Annotated in this window: 12 protein-coding genes; 11 read left to right on the forward strand and 1 reads right to left on the reverse strand. The window is 65.1% G+C overall.

Annotation, left to right across the window (positions count from 1 at the left end; genetic code table 11):
• From infB to VIQ49_RS13685, 11 genes are all read left to right on the forward strand, one after another.
• Positions 1-2,035: translation initiation factor IF-2 (infB, locus tag VIQ49_RS13635; RefSeq protein WP_331885420.1), on the forward strand; the 2,035-nt coding region annotated here is incomplete at its 5' end.
• Positions 2,036-2,053: 18 nt separating this feature from the next.
• Positions 2,054-2,344 carry a DUF503 domain-containing protein gene (locus tag VIQ49_RS13640; RefSeq protein WP_331885422.1) on the forward strand — a complete coding sequence of 97 codons (291 nt, stop codon included), beginning with the start codon at positions 2,054-2,056 and terminating at the stop codon, positions 2,342-2,344.
• Positions 2,345-2,457: 113 nt separating this feature from the next.
• Positions 2,458-2,943, forward strand: coding sequence for a 30S ribosome-binding factor RbfA (rbfA, locus tag VIQ49_RS13645; RefSeq protein WP_331885424.1), 486 nt, complete (start codon positions 2,458-2,460; stop codon positions 2,941-2,943).
• Positions 2,940-3,914, forward strand: a complete 975-nt coding sequence (locus VIQ49_RS13650) for a bifunctional oligoribonuclease/PAP phosphatase NrnA (protein ID WP_331885426.1) — start codon at positions 2,940-2,942, stop codon at positions 3,912-3,914. Before rbfA ends, VIQ49_RS13650 begins: the two co-directional genes overlap by 4 nt.
• Before the next feature lie 65 nt (positions 3,915-3,979).
• Positions 3,980-5,293: an MATE family efflux transporter gene (locus VIQ49_RS13655; protein ID WP_414731633.1), complete on the forward strand. Its 1,314-nt coding sequence runs from the start codon at positions 3,980-3,982 to the stop codon at positions 5,291-5,293.
• A gap of 36 nt (positions 5,294-5,329) precedes the next feature.
• Positions 5,330-7,927, forward strand: coding sequence for a LuxR C-terminal-related transcriptional regulator (locus VIQ49_RS13660; protein WP_331885430.1), 2,598 nt, complete (start codon positions 5,330-5,332; stop codon positions 7,925-7,927).
• A 25-nt stretch (positions 7,928-7,952) separates the two neighbouring features.
• Positions 7,953-9,098 carry a DUF2235 domain-containing protein gene (locus VIQ49_RS13665; RefSeq protein ID WP_331885432.1) on the forward strand — a complete coding sequence of 382 codons (1,146 nt, stop codon included), beginning with the start codon at positions 7,953-7,955 and terminating at the stop codon, positions 9,096-9,098.
• Positions 9,099-9,181: 83 nt separating this feature from the next.
• A complete protein-coding gene (locus VIQ49_RS13670) occupies positions 9,182-10,174 on the forward strand; it encodes a metallophosphoesterase (protein ID WP_331885434.1) in 993 nt (330 codons plus the stop codon).
• Positions 10,171-10,827, forward strand: coding sequence for a 4'-phosphopantetheinyl transferase (locus VIQ49_RS13675; RefSeq protein WP_331885436.1), 657 nt, complete (start codon positions 10,171-10,173; stop codon positions 10,825-10,827). Before VIQ49_RS13670 ends, VIQ49_RS13675 begins: the two co-directional genes overlap by 4 nt.
• A complete protein-coding gene (gene truB, locus VIQ49_RS13680; protein WP_331885438.1) occupies positions 10,782-11,762 on the forward strand; it encodes a tRNA pseudouridine(55) synthase TruB in 981 nt (326 codons plus the stop codon). Before VIQ49_RS13675 ends, truB begins: the two co-directional genes overlap by 46 nt.
• 138 nt (positions 11,763-11,900) lie before the next feature.
• Complete coding sequence (locus VIQ49_RS13685) at positions 11,901-12,452, forward strand: AAA family ATPase (RefSeq protein WP_331885440.1); 552 nt, start codon at positions 11,901-11,903, stop codon at positions 12,450-12,452.
• A gap of 149 nt (positions 12,453-12,601) precedes the next feature.
• Here VIQ49_RS13685 and VIQ49_RS13690 read toward each other — a convergent pair.
• Positions 12,602-12,857, reverse strand: a 256-nt coding sequence (locus VIQ49_RS13690) for a FeoA family protein (RefSeq protein ID WP_331885442.1), incomplete at its 5' end; no start/stop codon positions are given.

Raw genomic sequence — 12,857 nt, forward strand, 5'->3', positions numbered from 1 at the left:
CTACCGCGGTGGTCCCGGTGGTGGCGGCGGCGGTGCCGGTGCTCCGACCGGTGCACCCGGAGGACCTCCCGGTGGATTCCGGGGTCGTCCCGGTGGCGGTGGCCGTGGTCGTGGCGGCGCAGCCGGCGCGTTCGGTCGTCCCGGTGGTGCAGTACGTCGTGGCCGCAAGTCGAAGCGGGCAAAACGCGCCGAGTACGAGAGCATGCAGGCGCCCGCAGTCGGCGGCGTCCGGTTGCCACGTGGTAACGGCGAGACCATTCGTCTCGCTCGTGGAGCTTCGCTGTCCGATTTCGCGGACAAGATCGATGCGAACCCGGCAGCGCTGGTCCAGGCGTTGTTCAACCTCGGTGAGATGGTCACGGCGACCGAGTCGGTCAACGACGAGACGCTGGAGCTGCTCGGCGGCGAGATGAACTACGTCGTCCAGGTTGTCAGCCCGGAAGACGAGGATCGCGAACTGCTCGACTCCTTCGACCTCACCTATGGCGAGGACGCCGGTGGCGAGGAAGATCTCGAGCAGCGTCCGCCGGTGGTGACCGTCATGGGTCACGTCGATCACGGTAAGACCCGACTGCTCGACACGATCCGTAAGGCAAACGTCCGCGAGGGCGAGGCCGGCGGCATCACGCAGCACATCGGTGCCTACCAGGTCCTCACCGAACTCGAAGGCGTCGAACGACTCGTCACCTTCATCGACACCCCCGGTCACGAGGCGTTCACCGCCATGCGTGCCCGTGGTGCGAAGGCCACCGACATCGCGATTCTCGTGGTCGCGGCCGACGACGGTGTCATGCCGCAGACGGTCGAGGCGATCAACCATGCACAGGCGGCCGACGTGCCGATTGTGGTGGCGGTCAACAAGATCGACAAGGAAGGCGCCGATCCGCAGAAGATCCGTGCCCAGCTCACCGAATACGGGCTGGTCGCAGAAGACTTCGGTGGCGAGACGATGTTCGTCGACATCTCGGCCAAGCAGGGCACCAACATCGACGCACTGCTCGAAGCGGTGCTGCTGACTGCGGATGCCTCGCTCGACCTGCGTGCCAACCCGGACATGGACGCACAGGGTGTTGCCATCGAGGCGCATCTGGACCGGGGTCGTGGACCGGTGGCCACCGTGCTCATCCAGCGCGGAACGCTGCATGTCGGTGACTCGATCGTGGCCGGCGACGCCTACGGACGTGTCCGTCGCATGGTCGACGAGCACGGCGACGACGTCACCGCGGCCATGCCGTCGCGTCCGGTGCAGGTCATCGGCTTCACGTCGGTCCCCGGTGCAGGCGACAACCTGCTCGTGGTCGACGAGGACCGTATCGCCCGCCAGATCGCCGACCGCCGCAATGCGCGCAAGCGCAACGCGCTGGCCGCACGCAGCCGCAAGCGGATCAGCCTCGAAGACCTGGATTCGGCACTGAAGGAGACTTCGCAGCTGAATCTGATCCTCAAGGGTGACAACTCGGGAACCGTGGAAGCGCTCGAAGAGGCACTCATGGGCATACAGATCGACGACGAGGTGCAGTTGCGCGTCATCGATCGTGGTGTCGGTGGCGTCACGGAGACCAACGTCAACCTGGCGTCGGCGTCGAACGCGATCATCATCGGGTTCAACGTACGGGCAGAGGGCAAGGCAACCGAGCTGGCCAACCGCGAAGGCGTGGACATCCGGTACTACTCGGTGATCTACCAGGCCATCGACGAGATCGAGAGCGCACTCAAGGGTCTGCTCAAGCCGGTCTACGAAGAGGTCGAGCTGGGCCGGGCAGATATCCGGGCGATCTTCCGCTCGTCCAAGGTCGGCAACATCGCCGGTTGTCTCGTCACCTCGGGCGTCATGCGACGCAACGCCAAGGCGCGGTTGCTGCGCGACAACGTGGTTGTCGCGGAGAACCTCACCATCTCGTCGCTCAAGCGGGAGAAGGACGACGCCACCGAGGTTCGCGACGGTTACGAATGTGGTCTGACGATCACGTACAGCGACATCAAGGTCGACGACGTGATCGAGACCTACGAGCTGCGGGAGAAGGCGCGGGACTGATAGTCCTGCGAGGCTGAGATGTTTGTCGGTTCTCTTGAGATCGACCTTCTGCTCGGCGACATCCACTCCCTCAAGCAGAAGCGCTCAGTGGTGCGACCCATCGTCGCATCACTGGCGCGTCTGCGGGTGGCGGTCGCCGAAGTCGATGATCTCGACCTTCACCGCCGTGCCCGCATAGGCGTCGCGGCCGTTGCCGGCGATGTCCGGCACGTCGGTGAGATCCTGGACGCCTGCGAGTCGCTGGTGTCCAACCGTCCCGAGATCGAAGTACTGTCGGTTCGTCGGCACATTCGCGGCAGCGATGATTGATTTCTGTCGCGGCAGCGACGATTGAATTCGGTCGCGGCAGTGGTGATCGAGGGTGAGTCACAATGGATGGTCCGGCGGGCGCCGGACCATCGGGAACAGGAGAGTGAGCTGCCATGGCAGACCCAGCACGGGCGCAGAGGCTGGCGAAGCGGATCTCGTCGATCGTCGCGTCTGCGATTTCGAGTGATATCAAGGACCCCCGGCTCGCCTACGTGACGGTCACCGACGCGAAAGTCACCGGTGACCTGCATGATGCAACGATTTTCTACACGGTGATGGGTCCCGCACTGGACACACCACCCGATTACGCGTCGGCCGCTGCCGGTTTGGCCAAGGCCACCGGCGTGTTGCGGTCGAAGGTGGGAGCGGGAACCGGTGTCCGGTTCACCCCCACCCTGACTTTTGTGCTCGACCGGGTTCCCGACACCGCGCGGGAGATGGAAGAGCTTCTCGAGCGCGCCCGCCTGCAGGACGAAGAGGTCGCGCGGCTCGCCCGTGATGCCGCTCCGGCCGGTGACGCCGATCCCTATCGTGAACCGCGGGCCGATGACGACGATGATGATTCCGGGGACGGCGCCGTGAGCACAGGCGAGCGGTGAGCAGCACCCAGACTCCGTTCGACAAGGTATTGCGCTCGGCGACCGAGGTCCTCTCCGCCGCCCCGGCGGTCACCGTGCTCTGTCATACCCGGCCCGATGCCGACACGATCGGCAGTGGGCTGGCCATCGCCGCGGCGCTGCGCCGGCTGGGCACCATCGTCGAGCTGAGCTTTGCCGGACCGACCGAGCTGCCGACGGCACTCGCGCAGCTGCCGGGCGCAGACCTGATCATGAACGCCGACGACGTTGTCGGTCATCCCGTTGTGGTGGCGGTCGACTGCGCGAGTATCTACCGTCTCGAATCCCTGTCTGCGGTGGTCGAAGCGGCCACCCACTCGATCGTGATTGATCACCACGTGTCCAACGAGGGCTTCGGAACGATCAATTACGTTGATCCGCAAGCTGATTGCACAGCCGAGCTGGTCCTGTCGATCATCGACGAACTCGGTGTGACCGTGGACCTCGACATGGCGACCTGCATCTACGCCGGCGTTGTCACCGATACCGGTTCGTTCAAGTGGGGTCGATCGAACTCGCATCTGATTGCGGCACGCATGCTCGACATCGGTGTTGACGGCCGCCGATGGACCCGGACACTGCTCGACACACACAGATTCGCCTGGCTCGCCATGGTGTCGGCGGCGCTGCAATCCGCCGTGCTGGTCGAGTCGGCATTTGACGGGAACGGCCTGGTGTACGCCGTGGTCGACCACAGGTCCGCGGCGGCCCTGGGCTGGGAGGAGAGCGAGAGCGTGGTCGACATCGTTCGGACTACCGCCGAGGCCGAGGTCGCCGTCGTGTTCAAAGAAGGTTCACCCGGGCAGTGGACGGTGTCGATGCGGGCCAAGTCGAAGGTCGACCTGGTACCGATCGCGTTGGCGCATGGTGGCGGTGGTCATCAACTCGCGGCCGGCTTCGGTGCCTCCGGAACCGCCGACGAGGTCGTCAGGCAATTCCTCACCTCGGTGTGAGTACCGGACACGGTCAATCGACGGGTGCCGTTACGAACCCGGAGTTCGATCCGACCAACAAGCGGATTCTGCGGCTCTCGTTGTCGGCCCTGGTGGTCTTGATCGCCGAACCGCTGTATCTGATGCTCGACCTGGCCGTTGTCGGCCGGCTTGGTGGAACCGACCTCGCAGCACTGGGTGTGGGTGTTCTGGTGCTGGGTGTGGTCAGCACACAATTGACCTTTCTCTCTTATGGCACAACTGCGCGCGCGGCACAGAAGTTCGGTTCCGGTGATCGCGCCGGTGCCGTGTTCGAAGGCATGCAGGCCACCTGGATCGCGCTCGGGGTGGGCGGCGCGATTGTTGCCGTGGTGCAACTCGGCGCCCCGTGGATCCTGTCGGCACTGACCGGCGGGGGATCGGTGGCGCAGGAGGCGACCAGCTGGCTTCGGATCGCGGTGTGTGGTGTCCCACTGATCCTGTTGTCGATGTCCGGGAACGGGTGGATGCGGGGTGTGCAGGACACCCGCAGGCCGATCGTGTACGTGGTTACCGGACTGGGTGTTTCAGCCGTTCTGTGTCCGTTGCTGGTGCATGGACTCCTGGGCGCACCCGAAATGGGGCTGGAGGGCAGCGCGGTGGCGAACGTGGTCGGACAGACCATCGCGGGGATCTTGTTCGTGGTTCGGGTGTTCGCCGAGTGCGCTCGTGAGCATCTGCCGAGCCGGAAGCCGCAATGGTCGGTCATCGTGGCGCAGTTGGTGTTGGGGCGCGATCTGATCGTCCGGAGCCTGTCCTTTCAGATCTGCTTCTTGTCCGCGGCTGCGGTGGCCAGTCGCTTCGGGGTCGCTGCGGTGGCCTCGCATCAATTGGTCCTGCAATTGTGGAATTTCGTGGCGTTGTTGCTGGATTCGTTCGCGATTGCCGCGCAAGCGTTGGTCGGCGCGGCACTGGGGGCCCGCGCGGCGCCGGTGGCGTGGCGCGTCACCCGCCGGGTGACACAGTGGTCGGTGGGGGTCTCGATTCTGCTGGCGGTGCTGTTCGCGCTGGGGAGTTCGTTGATACCGAGGATCTTCACCTCGGACCCGGACGTTCTCGATGCGGTCAGCACGCCGTGGTGGTTTTTTGTCGCGATGTTGCCGATAGCCGGTGTGGTTTTCGCCCTCGACGGTGTGCTGCTGGGCAGTGCGGATGCGGCATTTCTCCGAAATGCGACACTCGCGAGTGCATTGATCGGGTTCCTTCCACTGATCTGGTTGTCGCTGATCTTTGATTGGGGTCTGGCCGGAATCTGGTCGGGATTGGTCGTTTTCATGGCACTTCGGCTGGTTACGGTGGTCTGGCGAGTTCGTGGCGGGCGGTGGACAACAGTGGCAAAAGGGCCTCACTCGCAGAGTTAACCTCCAATCGGGCATTTTGCGGCCTAGTATCTATCCGTGGCTCGCACATGGCCGTTGATCGAACGTGAGCGGGAGTTCAAGACGATCCAGTCGGCTCTCGCGTCCGAGGCACCAGACCTCGGTGTTGTCCTCACGGGTGAACCCGGCGTGGGCAAAACAACTTTGGCACGCTACGCCACCGGCACGATGGCGGAGCAGGTGCGCTGGGTGGCCGGTACCGAGTCGGCGCGCAGTATCCCGCTCGGCGCTTTTGCGCACCTGGTCGGGCCGACGACGTCGACAGATCCGGTGACCTTCATGTCCGCTGCTCGGGCTGCACTCCTCGCGGGCGGCGATGCGGTGATCGGTGTCGACGATGCGCATCTCCTCGATGAGTTGTCGGCAACGTTGCTGCACCAGTTGGCCATCGACCGCGCGGTGAGGATCATCGCAACGGTCCGCAGCGGCGAGGTCGTGCCTGATGCGATCACTTCGCTCTGGAAAGACCGGCACCTGGTGCGGCTGGTTCTGTCGCCGTTCTCGAAAGAGCAGAGCGTTGAGCTGATCGAATCGGTCCTGGGCGGTCATCTGGAAGGTCTGAGTGCCGATGTCATCTGGGACGCCTCCGGAGGCAACGCACTCTTTCTGCACCACCTCGTCGAAGGCGCCCTGGAGTCGGGTGCGTTGCGGCAGGTCCGTGGTGTGTGGCAGTTACGGGGTAGGGCCGCGGTCACTTCCGAGCTGGCATCGCTGCTCGAAAGCCGTATTGACCATCTCGACGACGAGTCGCTGCACGTACTCAAACTGCTGACGTTTTGCGAGCCGTTGGACATCGACGTGCTCTGCGAACTCGCGGGCGACACCGCTGTCGACGACGCCGAAACCCGCGGGCTGATCCGGGTGGCGCGCGACGGCTCGCGGTTCAACGTCCACTACACGCATCCGCTGTTCGGTGATGTGATCCGCCGGCGGCTGGGAATCGCGTCGTCGCGGCGGCTGCGGGGACAGTTGGTGAAAGCTCTCGCCGGCCGGGAGATCAGCAGTGCTGCTGAGCGCATCAAATTGGCAGAGCTATCGCTCGACAGCGACGAAAAGGTGGATGTCGAGTTGATGAGTCGGGCGGCCAATGATGCGATCTCGCTGGCGAATATCCCGCTTGGTGAACGCTTCGCACAGGCGGCGCTCGATGCGGGTGGCGAATTGGCCGCGGCGAATCTACTTGCCCGGGCGCTCCTTTGGCAGGGTAAGGCGGAGGCAGCCGAAAAAACACTCACAGCGTTCGACCCCGCGGACATGGACCCTGTCCAGCTGGTGCAGTGGGGTTTGACCCGAATCAGCAATCTGCTGTGGACGATGGGTGAGAGTCGTCGCGCCGACGAAGTGCTGGAACTGGTCTCCGATCGAATCGATGATCCGGCACTGGAATTGGTCGTCGAGGGCCTCGCGTCGGCCTGTGTATTGTTCGAAGGCCGCCTCACCGAAGCCCTCGAACGATCCCAGAAGGTACTCGACGCCCCACGGGCGTCGCCCTACGCGCTCGAGTGGGCCTGCTTCGGTGGTGGCCTGGCTCGGGCGCTCGGGGGACGTGGCTCCGAGGTCGCCGAGATCGCTTCGCGGGGACGGAAAGTCGAGACGAAGGTCGATGGACTGCTCAAGTTCATGGGCGGGTACGGAGCCGTGATCGGGTTGACCCTGACCGGACAGTTCGACGGCGCCGGAGAGGAAGCCGCCCGTAACCTACAGTTCCGGACAGCCGGGCAGTTCCTCGGCTGGGCGATCGCGAACATCGTGATGGGGAATGTGGACCTGGCCTGTGGACGCGTGCAGTCGGCTGTCGGACGCTGTGAGCAGTCGCTGGCGGCATTGGATACCACGTCTGCTGCGGCCTGGAGCTTTCCGGGCAGAATTATTTTGGCGCAGTCATATTCGGCATTGGGCCGCGATAACGACGCGCTCCGCGTGCTGACCGAGGCCCGGCGTCGCGAAGGGCGTTATGTCGCAGTGTTCGCCCCCCAACTGAGGATCACCGAGGCGTGGCTGGCGGCAGCACAGGGGGTGACGGGAGAAGCGATCTCCCTCGCCCAGGCCGCGGCCAGGGACGCCGCCGAGGCGGGACAGTACGGCATCGAAGCCGAAGCGCTGCATGCCGCAGCACGGTTCGGCGACGACACCGCCGCGAAGCGACTGACCGAGTTGGCTGCGGAGATCGACGGTGACCTGGTGGGGGCCTACGCACGGCACGCGGCCGCGGTCGCAGCCGGCGACGGCGCGGCTCTGGATGCGAGCGCGGACGAGTTGGCTCAGATCGGCGCGCTGATCTCGGCCGCCGATGCCGCTGCCCAGGCCGCCAATGTCCACGACGTGGCCGGAGACCGGGCTGCGATGGCGTCGTCGGCGGCGGTTGCGGGCCGGTTGTCCGCAGAGTGCGGTGGTTTGCGGACCCCGGCCCTGGTCGCCGCCGCGCATCCGTTGCCACTGACGGCCCGGGAACGGGAGATCGCCACGCTGGTCGCGGCGGGTCTGTCGAACAAGGCGATCGCCGAGCGACTGACGGTGTCGGTGCGCACCGTCGAAGGTCACATCTATCGGGCCTGCACCAAGTTGGATCTCTCTGATCGGGCGGACCTGACAACGTTGCTGAGGAACGAGAACTGACACAGTTCTCCGGGAGGGCGGGGCAGTGAAGAATCTGGTGGTGTGCTGCGACGGAACATGGAAGAGCGCTGACGACAAAGACGTCTCGAACATAGAGAAGATCGCGCGGGCGGTCGATCCGGCGCCGGAGGGTGGTCCCATCCAGATCGTCTATTACGCGGCCGGAGTCGGTACCGGCGCAACGCGGTTCGAGAAGCTTGCCGGTGGTGCGTTCGGGCTGGGACTCGACGCGGCGATCGTCGGGGCCTACCGGTTCCTGTCGTTGAACTATCAAGACGGCGACCAGATCTACGTGTTCGGATTCAGTCGCGGTGCCTACACCGCGCGCAGCCTGGCGGGCATGATCAATGCGATCGGTCTGCTCAAGCCAGAAGGGTTGGTGGCGAACAGGCTGTCGACGGCGATGCCGCTTTACCGCAGTCGGCCGGCCGACGACGAGGATCCCACCCCCGAGTGGTCCGCGGCCGCGGACGACTTCCGGGTCGACTGTTACAGCAAGCACGACGAGTTCATCCGGTTCCTCGGGGTGTTCGACACCGTCGGAACCCTGGGCGTTCCAGGCGTGACACGCCGGAAGTACCAATTTCACAATGTGTCGTTGACGCCACAGGTGGCCACCGCCAGGCATGCGTTGGCGATTCACGAGCGTCGGCGGGCCTTTGCACCTGCCCTCTGGACGGAGAACAAGAAGGCGGAGGCAACCACTGACGTCAAACAGATCTGGTTCGACGGCGTTCACAGCGACGTGGGTGGTGGATACCCCGAGTCCGAGCTGGCGAACAGATCGTTGAAGTGGATGGTCGAAGAGGCTCGCGCCGCGGGGCTCGCGTTCGTGGACAGTCGGCTTGTCACGAAGCCGGACGACGCGGTCCTACACAACACGCTGAAGGGCCCCTACCGGGTTCTGAACTTTCTGAGCGTGGTGGCGGTGTCGTTCACAACCTCGGGCGGGTCGCTGTTCCAACGGGGGTGGCGGGTACTCGAACGCCCTGCGGGGAGGGGACGGGGCGCCGATCTCGCCGTTGATCTGGCGCCAGAGGTCTATACCCGCTGGGTGCTGGACAATGGTGGGTCGTTCCCGGCGGCCGGCGTCAAACGGTGGATCAAAGGCCTCGGCAGTGATCGCTTCGAGACTGCTTCGGCGGAGTTGCAGAAGCGTCCGGCGGGATAGCCCGGCAACGCCGCTGTCGTCTGGTCGACTACCCTCGCGTGTTGGGGCAAACCGCCTCCGGCCGGCTGCGCGAAGGGACTTCGATGGCGACATTGTGGGCGATCAGTGACCTGCATGTGGCACATCGCGGTAACGAATCGGTGATCGACAGGATTCAGCCTCAAGATCAGGGCGACTGGCTCATCGTGGCCGGCGATGTGAGTGAACGGACCGACGACCTCAGCGACACCCTGCGTCGCCTGAAGGCGAGATTCGGGACCGTGATCTGGGTCCCCGGCAACCACGAGCTCTACACCACCGCCAAGGATCCCATGCAGATCTTCGGCGTGGCCCGGTACGACTACCTCGTCCAGATGTGCCGCGATCTCGGTGTGATCACCCCTGAGGACATCTATCCGCTGTTCGATCCCGGCGACGGGTCGACGCCGGTTCGGGTGGTCCCGATGTTCCTGTTGTACGACTACACCTTTCGCCCCGCCGGAACCACCAACAAATTGCAGGCGCTGGCGGTGGCCCGCGAGAACAACGTCGTCGCCACCGACGAGTTCCTGTTGTCGCCCGAGCCCTACCCGACGCGTGATGCCTGGGGACGGGCGCGGGTCGAGCTGACCCGGCGGCGGTTGGACCAGCTCGATCAGGCCGAGCCGAAGGTCCTCATCAACCACTGGCCGCTGCGTCGGGAACCCACTGACGCGCTCATGTATCCGGAGTTCGCACTGTGGTGTGGCAGTGAGCTGACCGCCGACTGGCACACCCGGTACAACGCGTCGTGCTGCGTCTACGGACACCTGCACATCCCACGCACCACCTGGTACGACGACGTCCGCTTCGAAGAGGTCTCGGTCGGCTATCCGCGGGAATGGAACCGGCGTGGTCTGCCCGAGCCGTTGCTCCGCAAGATCGCGCCCGACGGTGGTCTGCGGCCCGAGCACCTGCCCGAACACGGCGCCCGGTTCGAACTGCCGCCCGACTATCGGGAGCGGGCCGCCGAGTTCGCCGAGAAGTTGGCGGCCAAGCGTGATGGAGTCAAGGCTCGCCGAGCCGAGCGCGAACAGAAACGGGGCCCGACACCATGATCGAAAAGCTGTTGCCTTCCGGGGTTGCGGTGGCCGAATCGTTTGGTGAGATGCCCGATCATGAGCCGATGCCCGCCGAGGCGGGGTTGATCGCGCGGGCCGTCGAGAAGCGTCGCAAGGAATTCGTCACCACCCGGAACTGTGCTCGAGAGGCATTGGGCCAGTTGGGTATCGACCCCGTGCCGATCATGCGCGGTGAGAACGGTGAGCCGCTCTGGCCACGTCAGGTGGTCGGAAGCCTGACCCACTGCGACGGTTACCGAGCCGCCATCGCCGGGTACTCGATGCAGGTGCGCTCGCTGGGTATGGATGCCGAACCACACGCCCCGCTGCCCGAGGGCGTCCTCGATGCGGTGAGCCTCGAGCCCGAACGGGAGGTCCTCGCGAAGCGGGACGATTCCGTGCACTGGGATCGACTCCTGTTCTGTGCCAAGGAGGCGACGTACAAGGCGTGGTTCCCGTTGACCAAGCGCTGGCTGGGCTTCGAGGATGCGCACATCACGTTCGAACGGAACGGCTCGGGATCCGTCGGCACGTTTCGCAGTGAGCTGCTGGTCGACGGGGCGACCGTCGACGGTGGTGAACCGCTTCTCGGGTTCGACGGTCGATGGCTGGTCCAGGACGGCCTGATCATCGCGGTGATCTCGCTGTGAGCAAGGTGAGTTCCGGCCTCGACGGCGCCGGCCTGCTGATCGTCGACAAAGCGCAGGGCATGACCAGTCACGACGTGGTGTCCAGGTGCCGGAAGCTGCTCAAGACCAGAAAAGTCGGGCACGCCGGCACCCTGGATCCCATGGCCACCGGGGTGCTGGTGATCGGAGTCGAGCGGGCGACGAAGATGCTCGGTCTGCTGTCCCTGACCACCAAGGCCTACACGGCCACCATCCGCCTGGGTGCGGCAACAGACACCGATGACGCCGAGGGCGAGGTCCTCTCGTCGACCGATGCAGGTCACGTCGCACCAGACGAGATCGCCGAACAGGTCGCGGCATTGACCGGCGACATCAGCCAGATCCCGGCGCGGGTCAGTGCGATCAAGGTCGACGGCCGCAGGGCTCATGCACTCGCCCGCGACGGCGCCGAGTTCGAACTGAAGGCGCGCCCGGTCACCGTGTCCCGCTTCGAGGTCGGGGCGATTCGGGTGATACCGCCCGGCGAGAACAACCCCGACGCGATCACCTACGCCGATGTCGATGTCGAGGTCGAGTGTTCGGCCGGCACCTACATCCGTTCGCTGGCCCGCGATCTCGGTGGAGCCCTGGGTGTCGGGGGACACCTGACCTCGTTGCGCCGCACCAGGGTCGGTCCGTTCGGCCTCGACGTCGCACATACCCTCGAAGAACTGGCCGACGATCCGGGCGTCTCGCTCGACATCGACTCGGCGGCGCAATTCGCCTTCCCGCACCGCAACATCAGCGCCGACGAGGCCGAATCGATCAGCCAGGGTCGCTGGCTGGAGCCGATCGGTATGAGCGGCACCTACGCCGCCATCGATCCGGACGGTCACACGATCGCGTTACTGCAGGAGAAGGGCCGCCGCGCGAGCTCGGTCATGGTTGTCCGCCCCGCGACACTCCGGGGCCACTGACCGTCGAGCGTGCCGAACCGACCGTCGAGCGTGCGGGAACCGACCGTCGAGCGTGCCGATCCGACCGTCGAGCGTGCCGAAACAGATGACGCGCGCGTCTGCTTGATACCGTGCCTCAGTGCTCTCGTGCGATGACCCTTGATCATTCACCCCGAACGCATTGTGGTGGCGGGGGTCTCGGGGTCGGGTAAAACGACTCTCGCGGCTCGGATCTCCGCGCTGACCGGAGTCGCCCACACCGAAATCGATGCTCTGTTCCACGGTCCGGACTGGACGCCTCGGCCGGAATTCGTCGACGACGTTCGTGCACTTGTCGCCGAGGACTCGTGGGTCACGGAATGGCAGTACGACAGTGCTCGGCCGATCCTCGCCCAGCAAGCAGATCTGCTGGTGTGGCTCGACCTTCCGTTCTGGTGGACGACGTTTCCGCGACTCTTTCGCCGCGCGGTGCGCCGCCGTCTGCGACGCGAGGTCCTGTGGAACGGAAACGTCGAGCCGCCGCTTCGGACGGTCTTCACCGAGCGGTTGCACGTCCTTCGATGGGCAGTGGTGACGCGAGCGAAATACATGGAATCGGTGCCCGCGCTCGAAACAACTCATCCAGACCTCGCTGTGGTCCGCCTTCGCTCGCAACGTGAGGTGGACCGGTGGCTTGCGCGGTTACGTCAAACGCCGAGCGCGCCGCAGTAGCCGTCGCGAGGGTTGGAACACGATCGGGTGGGCACGCTCGGGGGTGATTTGGGCACGCTGAACGGTGATTTCGGCACGGTCGGCGGTGATTTCGGCACGGTCGACGGGGGGTGGGCACGGTCGGGTGTTGGGGCGGGTTGAGGGCTGGACTATGCGGTGACGAGCCAGATAGCGCGGGCGGCGATGTCGCCCAGGTTGATCGGTGTGCCCTCGTCGATGCTGATCTCGATGGTCCCGGCGAACGGCCGGAGTTCCCGGATGGTGACCAGTCGGTCCAGTGCGATTCCCACGGAATCGAAGTAGCGCAGCATCTCGGGGTCGGTGTCGGCGATCCGTGCGATACGTCCGCCCGCACCGACCTCGAGATCGGCCAGGAGCGAAGCGTCCGGAGCGGGTACGGAACCG

The sequence above is a fragment of the Williamsia sp. genome (assembly GCF_036566845.1).
Lineage (GTDB): Bacteria > Actinomycetota > Actinomycetes > Mycobacteriales > Mycobacteriaceae > Williamsia.